The organism is Cellulomonas sp. FA1, assembly GCF_000986825.1.
Taxonomy (GTDB): Bacteria; Actinomycetota; Actinomycetes; order Actinomycetales; family Cellulomonadaceae; genus Cellulomonas; species Cellulomonas iranensis.
Genome location: NZ_LBMY01000001.1, coordinates 3,206,440 through 3,220,186, shown reverse-complemented (window position 1 = coordinate 3,220,186; position 13,747 = coordinate 3,206,440). Strand labels below are relative to the sequence as shown.

At 74.8% G+C, this 13,747-nt stretch carries 16 protein-coding genes; 9 read left to right on the top strand and 7 right to left on the bottom strand.

Going from position 1 to position 13,747, the window contains the following annotated elements:
- Positions 1-7 precede the first annotated feature (7 nt).
- On the bottom strand, positions 8-640 hold the full coding sequence (locus GY42_RS14535; protein WP_046529874.1) for a hypothetical protein: 633 nt from the start codon (positions 638-640) through the stop codon (positions 8-10).
- Between the two features lie 203 nt (positions 641-843).
- On the opposite strand from GY42_RS14535, the gene GY42_RS14530 reads away from it, so the two are divergent.
- Positions 844-1,695, top strand: coding sequence for an SDR family oxidoreductase (locus GY42_RS14530; RefSeq protein ID WP_046529873.1), 852 nt, complete (start codon positions 844-846; stop codon positions 1,693-1,695).
- An 87-nt stretch (positions 1,696-1,782) separates the two neighbouring features.
- On the opposite strand, the gene GY42_RS14525 is transcribed toward GY42_RS14530, so the two are convergent.
- The 4 genes from GY42_RS14525 to GY42_RS14510 all read right to left on the bottom strand — a co-directional run bounded on the left by GY42_RS14525 (position 1,783) and on the right by GY42_RS14510 (position 4,939).
- Positions 1,783-2,880 (bottom strand): fatty acid desaturase family protein, encoded by a 1,098-nt coding sequence (locus GY42_RS14525; protein WP_046531039.1) that lies wholly within the window; start codon positions 2,878-2,880, stop codon positions 1,783-1,785.
- Between the two features lie 9 nt (positions 2,881-2,889).
- Positions 2,890-3,384, bottom strand: a complete 495-nt coding sequence (locus tag GY42_RS18350; RefSeq protein WP_052748412.1) for a hypothetical protein — start codon at positions 3,382-3,384, stop codon at positions 2,890-2,892.
- Between the two features lie 61 nt (positions 3,385-3,445).
- Complete coding sequence (locus tag GY42_RS18345) at positions 3,446-3,631, bottom strand: lipopolysaccharide assembly protein LapA domain-containing protein (RefSeq protein WP_052748411.1); 186 nt, start codon at positions 3,629-3,631, stop codon at positions 3,446-3,448.
- A 456-nt stretch (positions 3,632-4,087) separates the two neighbouring features.
- On the bottom strand, positions 4,088-4,939 hold the full coding sequence (locus GY42_RS14510; protein WP_046529871.1) for an ion transporter: 852 nt from the start codon (positions 4,937-4,939) through the stop codon (positions 4,088-4,090).
- Between the two features lie 74 nt (positions 4,940-5,013).
- Here GY42_RS14510 and GY42_RS14505 point away from each other — a divergent pair, with 74 nt between their 5' ends.
- Together GY42_RS14505 and GY42_RS14500 are read left to right on the top strand one after the other, a co-directional pair.
- Positions 5,014-5,442: a VOC family protein gene (locus tag GY42_RS14505; RefSeq protein WP_236686802.1), complete on the top strand. Its 429-nt coding sequence runs from the start codon at positions 5,014-5,016 to the stop codon at positions 5,440-5,442.
- Positions 5,439-5,807, top strand: a complete 369-nt coding sequence (locus tag GY42_RS14500; RefSeq protein WP_046529869.1) for a DoxX family protein — start codon at positions 5,439-5,441, stop codon at positions 5,805-5,807. The genes GY42_RS14505 and GY42_RS14500 overlap by 4 nt, the downstream gene beginning before the upstream one ends.
- Before the next feature lie 65 nt (positions 5,808-5,872).
- Here GY42_RS14500 and GY42_RS14495 read toward each other — a convergent pair whose 3' ends face one another.
- Positions 5,873-6,163 carry a sulfurtransferase TusA family protein gene (locus GY42_RS14495; protein WP_070318500.1) on the bottom strand — a complete coding sequence of 97 codons (291 nt, stop codon included), beginning with the start codon at positions 6,161-6,163 and terminating at the stop codon, positions 5,873-5,875.
- Between the two features lie 374 nt (positions 6,164-6,537).
- Here GY42_RS14495 and GY42_RS14490 point away from each other — a divergent pair, with 374 nt between their 5' ends.
- From GY42_RS14490 to GY42_RS14465, 6 genes are all read left to right on the top strand, one after another.
- Complete coding sequence (locus GY42_RS14490; RefSeq protein ID WP_330217855.1) at positions 6,538-7,506, top strand: glycoside hydrolase family 11 protein; 969 nt, start codon at positions 6,538-6,540, stop codon at positions 7,504-7,506.
- A gap of 95 nt (positions 7,507-7,601) precedes the next feature.
- The gene (locus GY42_RS14485; RefSeq protein ID WP_046529866.1) at positions 7,602-8,615 is read left to right on the top strand and encodes a polysaccharide deacetylase family protein; all 1,014 of its coding nucleotides are present in this window, start codon (positions 7,602-7,604) and stop codon (positions 8,613-8,615) included.
- Positions 8,616-8,843: 228 nt separating this feature from the next.
- On the top strand, positions 8,844-9,494 hold the full coding sequence (locus GY42_RS14480; protein WP_046529865.1) for an FMN-binding negative transcriptional regulator: 651 nt from the start codon (positions 8,844-8,846) through the stop codon (positions 9,492-9,494).
- Positions 9,495-9,541: 47 nt separating this feature from the next.
- A complete protein-coding gene (locus GY42_RS14475) occupies positions 9,542-10,342 on the top strand; it encodes a class I SAM-dependent methyltransferase (protein WP_046529864.1) in 801 nt (266 codons plus the stop codon).
- Between the two features lie 163 nt (positions 10,343-10,505).
- Positions 10,506-11,780: a cellulose binding domain-containing protein gene (locus GY42_RS19890; RefSeq protein ID WP_046529863.1), complete on the top strand. Its 1,275-nt coding sequence runs from the start codon at positions 10,506-10,508 to the stop codon at positions 11,778-11,780.
- A gap of 176 nt (positions 11,781-11,956) precedes the next feature.
- Positions 11,957-12,583 carry a class I SAM-dependent methyltransferase gene (locus tag GY42_RS14465; protein WP_046529862.1) on the top strand — a complete coding sequence of 209 codons (627 nt, stop codon included), beginning with the start codon at positions 11,957-11,959 and terminating at the stop codon, positions 12,581-12,583.
- Here GY42_RS14465 and GY42_RS14460 read toward each other — a convergent pair.
- Positions 12,570-13,733: a hypothetical protein gene (locus GY42_RS14460; RefSeq protein ID WP_046529861.1), complete on the bottom strand. Its 1,164-nt coding sequence runs from the start codon at positions 13,731-13,733 to the stop codon at positions 12,570-12,572. The genes GY42_RS14465 and GY42_RS14460 overlap by 14 nt on opposite strands.
- Between the last annotated feature and the right edge of the window lie 14 nt (positions 13,734-13,747).

The window sequence follows — 13,747 nt, the reverse complement described above, 5'->3', positions numbered from 1 at the left end:
GACCCCGTCAGGCGGGGCGCCAGGTCTCCAGGACCTCGTGCAGGTCGAGCTCGTCGAACATCTCGACGGGCGCCACCACCCCGACCGCCACCTGCGAGCCGTCCGGCAGGTCGGCGTAGACCCACTCGGCGCGGTGCTCGACCGTGCGGCTGCCGACCAGCACGTCCTGCAGGTAGCTCAGGTGCGCGGCGTCCGCCACGCCCGGCCACGTCAGGGGCGTGCGCTCGCCGTCGTGCGCGCCGCGCTGCGACTCCTCCGAGCGCAGCGCGGCCTCCGCGCTCTGCGCCGGCGTGCGCGTCGGGTCGGTGTCCCGCGCGACGGAGATCGCGGCCCGGGCACCGTCCTGGTCGCCGCGGCGCACGACCCACGACGCGGTCCGCGCGTCGTCGTCGCCCGGCTCCTGCACCATCTCGAACCCGCCCGGGACGTCGAGCACGACCGGGCCCAGCGGCAGGGTCCGCCACTCCTCGGGCGCCTGGGCCACGGGCGCGAGCGTCGGCTGGGCGGCCGGCGTCGTCACCGCGTCGGCCACGGGCGCGGCCGTGCCCGACGACCCCGTGCCCGACGCCCCCGACGAGCACGCGGTCAGCCCCAGCGCACCGAGCAGGGCCAGCGCGACGCCGGTGCGGACGATCCTCATGGACGAGCTCCTCGGGGGACGGGCGGGACGCGCGACGAGGGGGTGGGCGGGCGCGTCTGCGGACCGTGACGTTACCGGCAACCCGCCCACGCCCGCGCCCGGGGACCGCCCCGCGGGACCGCCACCGGCACCGGCGCCGGTGGCCCCGCCGTCCGTGCGGCGCGAGGATGGACGGCGACCACGCGGCACGCGCAGGAGGCACCATGGGCACGGTCACGATCGGCGTCACCGGGGCGACCGGGCAGGTCGGCGCGCGCGTCGCGCGGCTGCTCGACGAGGCCGGGGCGACGCAGCGGCTGCTGGTCCGCGACCCCACGAGCGCACGTCTCCCGCACCTGGCCCGGCCGGCGGAGGTGGCCCGTGTCGACTACGCCGACCGCGCGCTGTGCACCGACGCGCTGCGCGGCGTGGACGCGCTGCTCATGGTCTCGGCGTCGGAGAGCGCGACGCGCGTCGCGGAGCACGTGGCCTTCGTCGACGCCGCCGCCGCGGCGGGCGTGCGGCACGTCGTCTACACGTCGTTCGCGGCGGCCTCGCCGGACGCGACGTTCACGCTCGCGCGGGACCACTTCACGACCGAGCAGCACCTGCGCGCCTCGGGCGTCGCGTGGACGTTCCTGCGGGACACGTTCTACCTCGACGTGCTCGAGGACTTCGTCGGCGCCGACGGTGCGCTGCGCGGCCCGGCCGGTGACGGGCGCTGCGCGTTCGTCGCCCGCGCGGACGTCGCACGGGTCGCCGCGACCGTGCTGCGGGACCCGGCACCGCACACGGGCCGCACGTACGACCTCACGGGCCCCGAGGCGCTCACGCTCGCCGACGTCGCGCGCGTCATCTCCGACGTGCGCGGGCGCCCGGTGCGGTACGTCGACGAGACGCTCGACGAGGCGTACACGTCCCGCGCGTCCTACGGCGCCCCGGAATGGCAGGTCGACGCGTGGGTCTCCACGTACACGGCGATCGCGAGCGACGTCATGGCGCAGGTCACGCACGACGTCGAGGACGTCACGGGCGCGCCGCCGCTCGGGCTCGCGGACGTGCTGCGCGAGCACTGAGCCGCACCACCGACCCACCCGCGGCGCCGGCCCACCCGCGGCGCCGGCCCACCCGCGGCGGCGGGACCCCGCGCGTCGCCGCCGCGGTCAGCCCACCGGGCGCAGCTGCTCGGCGAGCGGGCACCGGAACGGGTCGCGCGCGGCCAGGCCGACGGCGTTGAGGTGCCGCACGACGATCGCGTACGACCGCAGCAGGCTCACCTCGGTGTAGCGGATGCCGCGCTCGGCGCAGAACTCCCGGACGACCGGCTGCAGGCGGCGCAGGTGCGGTCGCGGCATGCTCGGGAACAGGTGGTGCTCGACCTGGTAGTTCAGCCCACCCATCAGCACGTCGGTGGTGCGTCCACCACGGACGTTGCGGCTCATCAGCACCTGCCGTCGCACGAAGTCGAGGCGTGCGTCACGCGGCACGAGCGGCATGCCCTTGTGGTTGGGCGCGAACACGGCCCCCATGTAGAGCCCGAACAGTCCGAGCTGCACGCCGAGGAACGCGAGCGCCATGCCGACGGGCAGCAACCAGAAGACGACCGCGAGGTATCCGCCGAGCCGCAGGGTCACGAACGCGATCTCGACGGGCCGGCGCCGGACCGGACCGCGCCCGAGCAACGTCTTGATGCCCGACACGTGCAGGTTGAGCCCCTCGAGCAGCAGCAGCGGGAAGAACAGCCACCCCTGACGCTGCGTGAGCCACCCGGCCAGGCCGGTGCGCGGCTCGGTCAGCTCCTCGGTGTGGAACAGCACGACGTCGGTCGCGATGTCCGGGTCGGCGCCGACCTGGTTGGGCTTCGCGTGGTGCCGCGAGTGCTTGTGCTGCCACCAGCCGTAGCTCATGCCCGCGTAGAGGTTCGCGATGACCAGGCTGGACCAGTCGTTCCAGCGCCCGGACTCGAAGATCTGCCGATGGGCCGCGTCGTGCCCCAGGAACATGACCTGCCCGAGCAGGACGGCCAGGACGGCAGCCGTGACGAGCTGCCACCACGAGCTCCCGAGCACGACGAAGACGACACCGGTGCCGGCGAGCGCCGCGGTGAGACCGACGAACCACGACCAGTAGTAGGCGTGCCGCCGACGCAGCAGGCCGGACTCCTGCACGACCCTCGACAGGGCCGTGAAGTCGCTGACCTGCCGCTCCCGCGGCGACACCGCGCGCCGACCGTCGACGGGGGCCGGGGGGTGCGTGGACACGTCGGCCACCTACACGAACCGGATCTGCTCGACGGCCGCGTGGACCGTCGCGTCGCGTCGTTCGGCGTCACCGGCGCGCCGGGCGGCGGCGGTGACGCGTTCGGCGCTTGCGGCGCGCACGTCCTCGCCCAGCTCGCGCAGGAAGGCCGCGAGCTCGGCCGCGAGGCCGTCGCGCAGCTCCGCGAGCGTCGTGTTCTCCACGAGCAGGCGACGGTCGGACACGACGAGCCGCAGCTCCGGGCCGCCGCGACCGGGACTGACGGCCTCGCCGAGCCGACGCGCGGTCGCGGGGTCCTCGATGCGTGCGCGCTCGACGGGCGTGACCTGCCGGGAGAACACGACCGGCACGGTGTACCGGGACGGCTCGGCGGGTGTGCCCACCTCGGCGGCGATCCCGCTCTCCAGGATGTGGAGCAGGTGGAGGTCCCCTGCGGTGGGGTCGGGCGACGCGTCGGACGTGGACGGGGCCGGGGCCGCGGTGGAGGGTGCGGTGGACGTGGACATGGTGGATCCCCTGTCGGGACGGAGGGTGAGGGCGCGGTCGCGCCACCCGGTGACGCGTCGGTCAGCGCACGTCGGCGCGGCGTCGGTCGCTGCGGATCAGCCGGCGGAGCTGGGCGATGCGCGTGCTGCCGAGGACCAGGGCCACGACGCCGACGCCGAGGCCGGCGATGAGCAGCACGAGCGCGAGCGGCGCCGAGCCGCTCATGCCGAGGAACGCGACCTCGACCGGGGCGGTGTTCTGCATCATGAAGACGACGAGCGCGACGAGGACGAGCGCGCCGACGCAGATGCCGACCCAGGCCGCGCCGGTGCGTGACCGGACGGCCGTCGCCGGGTGCGTCAGCGGGGGCGCGTGCGGCTCGGGGACGATGGGCTCGGGATCGGCCGGGCCGGGGGTCGGCGCGGGCTGGGGGCGCTCGGTTCCGGCGCGGACGGCTCCGGGGTGGACGGCTCGTGGTCCGCGGGCGAAGCCTGGGGGTCGGGACGACCCGCGGCGGTGGGACGTGCGGGGAAGCTGCGGTGGACGGGCATGACGCCCTCCTTCGACGTGCCAGGGGTGGAGCTCCTCGACCGAGGTGCTCGTCCTCCTGGGACTACCTCCAGCCTACGCCCGATCGGGTGACCCGCGCGGTGGCGGCGCAGATCACCGGGCCGCGCGCCACCGGGCGGCGCGCGGGGACGTCCGGTGCTGCGGCGCCGGGCGTCACGTCCGGCGCGCGTCCGCGTCGTCGCTGCGTGGGCCGGGCGCCACGCCGGCCGCGACGACCAGCTGCTCCTCGAGCCGCGCGAGCTGCGCGCGCAGCGCCACCACCTCGGCGAGCACGCGCGTGTCGGTCTCGGGGGCGGGCGCGGCGGGCGCGCGCTCCTCGTCGTGCCGGCGGTTCATGGCCTCGACCGTGACGGCGACGAACAGGTTGAGGACGACGAACGTCGACACGACCGTGAACCCGATGAAGTACGCCCACGCCCACGCCTGCCGCTCGGCGATCGGCACCGCGATGTCGGCCCAGCCGTCGGCGACCATGATGCGGAACAGCGACGTCACCGACCGGGACAGGTCGCCGAAGGCCTCGGGCGCCTCGGCGGCGAACAGCGTCGACGCGCTCACCGCGAACACGTAGACGACCATCACCAGCAGCCCGCCGATCGCGGCGATGCCGGGCACCGCGGTCGCGAGCGCCGAGATGACCATGCGCATCGAGCGCACGGTCGACAGCAGCCGCAGCACGCGCAGCAGCCGCAGCACGCGCAGCACCTCGGAGCCGGCGCTCGCGGGGATCAGCGCGACGACGACCACGAACAGGTCGAACAGGCTCCACGGGTCGCGGAAGAACGCGCGCCCGTCCGCGTAGACCCGCAGCACGACCTCGACGACGAACACGCCGACGACGACGTGGTTGACGGTCTCGAGCACGGGGCCGGCCGTGGCCATGACGTCGGGGAACGTCTCGAGCCCGAGCACGATCGCGTTGAGGACGATCAGGCCGATGATGACGCGCTGGAACGCCCGGGCCTCGACGAGGCGGCGCACGCGGGCGCGGGGATCGGTCGGCATGGCCACCGAGGGTAACGACCGCGCGCGACGGCCACGCGCCCGCGACCCCGCCCGGACGCGGCACACTGGCCCGCGTGACTCAGACCGGGGCCCTGCACCACGTCGAGCTGTGGGTGGCCGACCTCGAGACGGCCACCGGGTCGCTCGGGTGGCTGCTCGAACGCCTGGGGTACGCGCACGACGACGCGTGGCCGACGGGCGGCACGTGGCGCCGCGGCGGCACGTACGTCGCGCTGGAGGCGGGGCCCGACGTCGTCGCGGGCGCGCACGAGCGGCGCCGCCCGGGGCTCAACCACCTCGCGTTCCACGCGGGCACCCCCGCCGACGTGGACGCGTTGACCGCCGAGGCCCTCGCGCACGGCTGGTCCCTGATGTTCGCCGACCGGCACCCGTGGGCGGGCGGCCCGGACCACTACGCGGCCTACCTGGAGGACGCGCAGGGGTTCGAGGTCGAGCTCGTCGCCAGCACCCCCGCCACCGCCCACCCCGAGGAGACCCCGTGACCGTCGCCCTGTGGATCGTCGACGGCCTGCTCGCGCTGGCGTTCGCGGGCGCCGGCGTCATGAAGCTCGTGCGCCCGCGCGAGGCGCTGCGCACGTCGGGGCTCGCGTGGGTCGAGGACTTCTCGCCCGCCGCGGTCAAGCTCGTCGGCCTCGCGGAGCTGCTCGGGGCGCTCGGCCTCGTGCTGCCGCTCGCGACCGGGATCGCGCCGGTGCTGGCCCCGGTCGCGGCGACGGCGCTCGCGGTGACGATGGGCGGGGCGGTCGTGGTGCACGTGCGGCGGCGCGAGCCGGTGGGCCCCGCGGTCGCGCTGCTGGCGGTCAGCGTCGTGAGCGCCGTGCTGGGGTTCGTCGTCGTCCTGGGCTGACGCGTGACGGGCTGACGGCGTCGTGGGCCGACGGCGCGACGGGCCGACGGCGCGACGACGCGACGTCAGCCCTGGCCCAGCCGCCACGGGTGCCGCGCGTCGGTGGCCGCGGGACGCTCCGCGACCTCGACCGCGTAGGTCGGCCGGTCGTCGGGCCCGGCGACGACGCCGCGGTACACGTGCCCGGTCATGTGGCACCACACCGGCAGGTCGACGGGTGCCACGGGGTCGGTGGTGACGAGGTGCACGACCGTGCCGGGGGCGAGCGTCGTGACGCGGTCGCGCAGCAGCAGCAGGAGGCGCGCGCAGCCCAGGTCCCCGCCGTCGATCGTCACGACGCCTGCGTGCTCCGCCACGGGACGACGGTAGTCGTGTGCGGGCACGACCCCGCACATAGCTCGCAACTTTCGAGCACGTCGGACGTCTGCGCGCTCCTCACCGGCATGCGTCGGCGACGACGCCCGCACACTCCCGACTGAAACGCTTCATCGCCCGAACGGGGCGCAGCGGTCGCGCTCCCACGTTGCAGACTCGCTCGATAACGGTATCCACGCGGGTCGACGACGTCCGGCGTGGCACCGCCCGGGGCGGCCACCCGCACCTGCCGGACCGCAGCGCAGGCGCAGCCACCCTCCCCCGGCCCTCCGGATCGCACGCACAAAGGAGTCGCGAGATGTCCGATACTTTCGTCCCGGCTCGGCGCCGTCAGCGCCGGTCGTTCCGCTCCGCCGTGAGCGCCGTCGCCTCGGCGGCGCTGCTCGCCGGCACGGTCGCGCTCGCCACGCCGGCGGCCGCCGAGTACGTCAACAGCAACAAGACCGGCACGCAGGGCGGCTACTGGTACTCCTTCTGGACCGACTCGCCCGGCACGGTGTCCGCCAACCTCAACGACGGCGGCAACTACACGACGCAGTGGTCCAACACCGGCAACTTCGTCATCGGCAAGGGCTGGGAGAAGGGCACCGGCCGCGCCGTCTCCTACTCGGGCCAGTTCAACCCGTCCGGCAACGCGTACCTCACGCTGTACGGCTGGACCACCGGCCCGCTCGTCGAGTACTACATCGTCGACTCGTGGGGCACGTACCGCCCGACCGGCACGTTCAAGGGCACCGTCACGTCCGACGGCGGCACGTACGACATCTACGAGACGACGCGGTACAACGCGCCGTCGATCGAGGGCAACAGCTCGACGTTCAAGCAGTTCTGGTCGGTGCGGCAGTCCAAGCGCGTGGGCGGCACGATCACGGCCCAGAACCACTTCAACGCGTGGGCGTCGAAGGGCATGCAGCTCGGCACGCACAACTACCAGATCCTCGCGACCGAGGGGTACCAGTCGTCCGGCTCGTCGAACATCACGGTCGGCTCGACCACGGGCGGCGGCGACAACGGCGGCGGGAACAACGGCGGCGGCGGCAACACCGGCGGCGGCGACTCGGGCAGCAACACCAACAACGGCTGCACCGTCAGCTGGACCCGCGGCGAGAGCTGGGGCGACCGCTTCAACGTCACCTACACCGTGACCGGCCGCTCGAACTGGTCGGTGACGGTGTACCCCAACACCGGCCAGTCCATCCAGAGCGCCTGGGGCGCCAACCGCAGCGGCAACACGTTCACGCCGAACGGCTCCAACAGCTTCGGCGTCACCTACTACAAGGGCTCCCAGAACATCAGCTACATCCCCTGGGGCATCTGCTCCTGACCTGCCACCACCGGGCCGCCCCCACCACGGGGGCGGCCCGGTGCCGTCTCCCCCCGGCGCGTCCCTCGCGCCCCCTCCTCGAGAAGGGCCCTCCCGTGTCCCGAACCACCTCCCCCCGCCGCGCGGCGCGCCTGCTGTCCGGGCTCGCGACGGTCGGCGTCGTCCTGGCGGGCGGCCTCGCGCTGGCCCCGACCGCGAGCGCCGCGTCCTGCTCGGCCGGCTACGTCGCGCTGACGTTCGACGACGGGCCCACCGCCGCGACGACGTCGCAGATCGTCTCGACGCTGCGCCAGTACGGCGCGTCGGCGACCGTCTTCCCCACGGGCCAGAACGCGCAGAACAACGCGTCGCTCATGCAGACGTACAAGAACGCCGGGCTGCAGATCGGCAACCACAGCTGGGACCACCCGCACCTGGTGAACATGAGCGAGTCGGACGTGCGGTCGCAGCTGTCCCGCACGCAGCAGGTCGTGCAGCAGACCGCGGGCGTCACGCCCCAGGTGTTCCGCCCGCCGTACGGCGAGGTCAACCAGACGGTCCGCTCGGTCGCGTCGTCGCTCGGGCTCACGGTCGTGACGTGGGACGTCGACTCGGCGGACTGGAACAACGCGTCGGCGTCCGCGATCCGGCAGGCCGCGCAGCGGCTGCAGCCCGGGCAGGTGATCCTCATGCACGACTGGCCGGGCGCGACCGTGCAGGCCCTCCCGGGGATCCTGCGAGACCTGCAGGCCCGCAACCTGTGCGCGGGGCAGATCTCCCCGACGACGGGCCGGGCCGTCGCGCCGCTCACGGGCACGCCCGGCGGCGGCGACAACGGCGGCGGCAACACCGGCGGCGGCGACTCCGGCAGCAACACGAACAACGGCTGCACCGTCAGCTGGACCCGCGGCGAGAGCTGGGGCGACCGCTTCAACGTCACCTACACCGTCACCGGCCGGTCCAACTGGTCCGTGACCGTCTACCCCAACACCGGCCAGTCCATCCAGAGCGCCTGGGGCGCCAACCGCAGCGGCAACACGTTCACCCCGTCGGGCTCCAACAGCTTCGGCGTCACCTACTACAAGGGCTCCCAGAACATCAGCTACATCCCCTGGGGCATCTGCTCCTGACGCCCACCGGTGCTGGATCGCCCTCTCACCGCGGCAACTGGATCGCCCTCTCGCCGCGAGAGGGCGATCCAGCACTGTCCACGACACGACCGGATCGCACTCTCACCACCACACGGCGATCCACCCCCGCCCGTGAGAGGGCTATCCGGTCGGCCGTCGCGCGCGCACCCCGCCACCGTGCTGAGACACCTCTCGCGCCGTGGCGCTCGCCGCGGCTAGCGTCACGGCATGTACGTCCCGGTGTTCAACGCGCTCGACGACGCCGACGAGGTCCGCGCGCTGGTCGCGGCCGTCGGCACCGCGCAGGTCGTCACCGTCGGCGCCGACGGGTACCCCGTCGCGACGCTGCTGCCCGTCGTGTGGGACGGCGACCGGCTGCTGGGGCACATGGCGCGCGCGAACCCGCAGTGGCGCGACCTGCCCGACGACGCCCCGGCGCTCGCGGTCGTCAGCGGACCGCAGGCGTACGTGTCGCCGTCCTGGTACGCGAGCAAGGCCGAGCACGGGCGGGTCGTGCCGACGTGGAACTACTCGGCCGTGCACCTGACGGGCCGGCTGCGCGTGCACGAGGACGTCGAGGAGCTGCACCGGCTCGTGACGACGCTGACCGCGCAGCACGAGCACGACCGCGCGCAGCCGTGGGCCGTCACCGACGCGCCCGCGGACTTCGTGCGGCGTCAGCTCCGCGCCGTCGTGGGCGTCGAGCTGCGCGTCGAGCGCGTCGAGGCCAAGGCCAAGCTGAGCCAGAACCGGTCGCCGCAGGACCACGCGGGCGTCGTCGCGGGCCTGGCCGACGAGCGGCACGCCGACGCAGCGGCCGTCGCGGACGCGATGCGACGCACGGGCGTGCGGCAGCGGGGCCCGTCGGCGGCGCGCTGAGCGCAATCCCCGCGCACCGGCGCGACCCGCGCCGCTAGCGTCCCGCCATGGACCAGGCCACGTTCGACGCCCGTCTGCAGCGCTACTACGGCACGCACGTCGACGAGGGCGCGCGCCTCGGGCGCACGGCCGCCGGGGCGGTCGAGCTGATCCGCACGCGCGAGGTCGTCGGCGCGCACCTGGGCCCCGGGTCGCGCGTGCTCGACGTGGGCGGCGGCACGGGCGTGCACGCGACGTGGCTCGCGGCGCAGGGGCACGACGTCACGCTCGTCGACCCGGTCGCGTCGCAGGTCGAGACGGCGCGCGCGGTCGGCACGTTCACGGCCGAGGTCGGCGACGCCCGCGCGCTGCGGGCGGCCGACGCGACGTTCGACGCGGTGCTGCTGGCCGGCCCGCTGTACCACCTGGCGGCGCGCGACGACCGGCTGCGGGCGCTGCGCGAGGCGCTGCGGGTGCTGCGCCCCGGCGGCGTCGTGCTCGCGGCCGGCATCACGCGGTCGATCGCGACGATGGACGTCGTGCTGAGCCGCCGGTTCACGGCCCTGCCGGGTCCGGAGCTGACGAGGCTGCTCGAGACGGGCGAGCCGGCGGAGGCGCTGGACCGCGACGAGGGCGGGTTCCCCGGTGCGCACTTCCACACCGCGGCAGAGCTCGCCGACGAGCTGACCACCGCCGGGTTCCGCGACGCGCGCGTCGTGGGCGTCGAGGGGCCAGGCTCGCTCGCGCTCGAGTTCCTGCGTCCCGACGACGACGTGGTCGCCGCCGCGCTGGTGCTGGCCCGCGCGGCGGACGGCGACACCGAGGCGGTCGACCTGTCGGGCCACCTGCTGGGCGTGGGGGTGCGCTGACGCGTCGCCCCGGACGTGTGGTGAAACGATTACTCACGGTGTGGTCACCCACTCGCCGTCACTAGCGTCGCGGGAACGAACGTGCGCCGGGGCACAGCCCTGCCACCGCCACGTCACCCCCGCGCCGACGCCGACGCCGGCGCGACGACCGTGAGGAGCCACCGTGCACCGATCCCCGACCCGCCGACGCCTCGGCGCCCTCGTGGCAGCCGTCGCGCTCGCCGTCGGCGGCCTGACCGCCGCCGCCGGGCCCGCGACCGCGCTGCCGGGCGGCCCCGTCGCGGCCGCCACGACCGGCGGCTGCGGCAAGCCCGCCGGCCTCGGCACCGGCAACCACACGCTCACCAGCAGCGGCCAGCAGCGCAGCTACCGCCTCGACGTGCCCGCCGGGTACGACCCGAACAAGCCGTACCGCCTGGTCGTCGGGCTGCACTGGTGGCACGGCACGTCGCAGGACGTCGTCAACCAGAACTTCTACGGCCTCAAGCCGCTCGCGAACAACAGCACGATCTTCGTGGCGCCGCAGGGCATCGACAACGCGTGGCCCAACAGCAACGGCCGCGACGTGACGTTCATCGACGACCTGCTGCGCACGCTCGACGCGTCCCTGTGCATCGACACGACGCAGCGGTTCGCGACCGGCTTCAGCTACGGCGGCGGCATGAGCAACGCGCTGGCGTGCGCGCGGGCCGACGTGTTCCGGGCGGTCGCGGTGCTCAACGGTGCGCAGCTCTCGGGCTGCGCGGGCGGCACGCAGCCCATCGCGTACCTCGGCTCGCACGGCGTGGCCGACAGCGTGCTCAACATCTCGCAGGGCCGCGCGCTGCGCGACCGCGCGCTGCGCAACAACGGCTGCCAGGCGCAGAACGCGCCCGAGCCCGCGGCGGGCAGCGGGCAGCACACCAAGACGACGTACACGTGCCGCGACGGCTTCCCCGTGGTGTGGATCGCCAACGACAGCGACCACCAGTGGGACGCGCGCGACCGCGGCGCGCAGCAGTCGCACGTGCCGGGCGAGATCTGGCAGTTCTTCTCGGCGCTGAGGTCGACGACCACGACGCCGACGCCCACCCCGACCCCCACGCCCACCGCCACCCCGACGGCCACCCCGACGCCGACGGCCACCCCGACCCCGACGCCGACGACCCCGACCGGACGGTGCTCGGCGACGCTGCGCACCACCGGCACGTGGCCGGGCGGGTTCCAGGCCGAGGTGACCGTCACGGCCGGCTCGTCCGCGCTGAGCGGCTGGACGGTCGGCTGGTCAAGCTCGTCGTTCACGGTCTCGCAGCTGTGGAGCGGCGACGTGTCGAGCAGCGGGTCGAACGTGACGGTCCGCAACGCCGCGTGGAACGGCGCGCTGCCCGCGGGCGGCTCGACGACGTTCGGGTTCATCGGCACGGGCACGCCGGGGTCGCCGACCCTCACCTGCGCCTGACCGGGCGGCCCGGCGCACCGGGCCCGCCGCACGGCGTCTGACGCACCACCCGACGGGCGGGACCGCACCGGTCCCGCCCGTCGGCGCGCCGGGGCGCGTGGCACGCCGACGGGCGCACGGGCACCCGCCGGTTCGCTACGGTCGACCAACCCGCTGTCCCACGCCCCGGAGGCCTCGTGAGCGACGCCGCTCCGCCCCGCCCGTGGAACCACAACGTCCACTACCACCGGCTCGTGCTGCGGGAGGTCCCGCCGCACGCCCGGACGGCGCTCGACGTGGGCACGGGCGACGGGCTGCTCGCGGCCGACCTGCGCCGGTGCGTGCCGCACGTCGTGGGCCTCGACCTGGACGCCGCGGTGCTCGCCCGCGCCCGCGCGGCGGCCCCGCAGGGCGCGTGGGTGCGCGGCGACGCGCTGCGCGCACCGTTCGCGCCGGCGTCGTTCGACGTCGTCACGTCGATCGCGACGCTGCACCACCTGCCGGACCCCGCGGACGCGCTGCGGGCCCTGGCTCGCCTCACCGCGCCGGGCGGGGTGCTCGTGGTCGTCGGGTGCGCGGCGTCGTCGGGGCCGGTCGACGCCGCGTGGGACACGCTCGGCGTGGTGCAGCACCAGGTGCTGAGCCGCACCCGCACGTTCTGGGAGCACGCGGCGCCCACGGTGTGGCCGCCGGCGCACACGTTCGCGCAGGTCCGCGACGCCGCGCGCGACGCGCTGCCCGGCGTGCGGTGGCGCCGGCTGCCGCTGTGGCGGTACGCGCTGATGTGGCGGCGCCCGGCCGACGAGCGGGTCAGCAGCGCGTGACGGACCCGCCCGTGACGTTCCGGATCACGAGGTTCGCGACGCACGGCCGCTCGACGACGCGAGCACCGTTCGACAGCGTGAGGTTCTGCAGCGTGACGTCACGGGTCTGCGGCATGTCGCTGCGCGCCGCGAGCCGCACCTCGCCGCCCGAGATCGTGCCGCCCGCGGGGGCGAGGTCGACGTTGGTGCAGTTCTCGACGAGCACGGGGTTGTTGCCCGTGGCCCGCAGCTCGACGCGGTCGATGCGCAGGCCGCCGCTCTCGGAGACGCAGAACACGCCGCGCCCGCCGCCGACGGCCTTGACTGTGCCGACGCGGATGTTGGTCGGGTAGGACGCGCCGATGCGTCCGGCGCGGTTGGCGATCCGGAACGCCGCGTAGCCGGTGCCGGTGCCGGCGTCCTGCGCGTCGACCAGGCTCACCGTCGCGTTGATCGTCTCGTTGAGCAGCACGCCGGACTCGCCGACGCCGCGCGCGGTGACCGTGCCGACCGTGAGCCCGTCGACCCCGTAGGTCTCGAGCGCGTGCGACCCCGCGCCGGACACGTACAGCGAGTTGACGGTGATGTTGCGCACGAAGCGGCTGCGGTCGCCGTGGTTGTCGATCCGCACGCCGATGCCGCCGCCGCTGAGCCGCATGTCGATCTCCCGCAGCCGCAGGTTGTCGACGTCGCGCGCGAAGATCCCGTACACGGGGGTGCCCGTGAGGTGCAGGCGGGCGACCTCGATGTCGGTGGCGCCGCGCATGTACACGCCGGCGACGTTGCCCGAGCCGGTGCCGGTGACGTGGAGGGTGCCGCAGGACTCGAGGGTCGTGTAGCTGGGCAGCGTGATGCGCGCGTTCGCGCTCATGGTCCCCGAGCCGTTCACGACGACGCGCTGCTTGCTGGTGCGCCCGGCGTCGAGCCCTTCGACGGCCCGGTTGATCGCGGTGAGCATGTCGGGGCCGGCCCACAGCTGCGTGCTGCCGCGGTAGGCGCGCCACGTGCCGCCGTCCTGCACCGCCGACCCGTGGACGGTGGAGCCCGTGCAGCTCGTGCCGGGGGCGGCCTGCACGGGTGGCGCCAGGACGACGCTCGCCGCCGCGAGCGCCGCGGCGAGCAGGGCCGTGAGCGTGGCGCGGCGGGTCGGCCGCGCGGGTGGGTGCGTCATGGGGTCACCTCTCG

Bases quoted from the DNA above. Each gene is read 5' to 3' on its own strand.
- GY42_RS14460 (WP_046529861.1), bottom strand. From the start codon at position 13,733: ATGACGCACCCACCCGCGCGGCCGACCCGCCGCGCCACGCTCACGGCC.
- GY42_RS14510 (WP_046529871.1), bottom strand. From the start codon at position 4,939: ATGCCGACCGATCCCCGCGCCCGCGTGCGCCGCCTCGTCGAGGCCCGG.
- GY42_RS18350 (WP_052748412.1), bottom strand. From the start codon at position 3,384: ATGTCCACGTCCACCGCACCCTCCACCGCGGCCCCGGCCCCGTCCACG.
- GY42_RS18345 (WP_052748411.1), bottom strand. From the start codon at position 3,631: ATGATGCAGAACACCGCCCCGGTCGAGGTCGCGTTCCTCGGCATGAGC.
- GY42_RS14535 (WP_046529874.1), bottom strand. From the start codon at position 640: ATGAGGATCGTCCGCACCGGCGTCGCGCTGGCCCTGCTCGGTGCGCTG.
- GY42_RS14475 (WP_046529864.1), top strand. From the start codon at position 9,542: ATGGACCAGGCCACGTTCGACGCCCGTCTGCAGCGCTACTACGGCACG.
- GY42_RS14480 (WP_046529865.1), top strand. From the start codon at position 8,844: ATGTACGTCCCGGTGTTCAACGCGCTCGACGACGCCGACGAGGTCCGC.
- GY42_RS14530 (WP_046529873.1), top strand. From the start codon at position 844: ATGGGCACGGTCACGATCGGCGTCACCGGGGCGACCGGGCAGGTCGGC.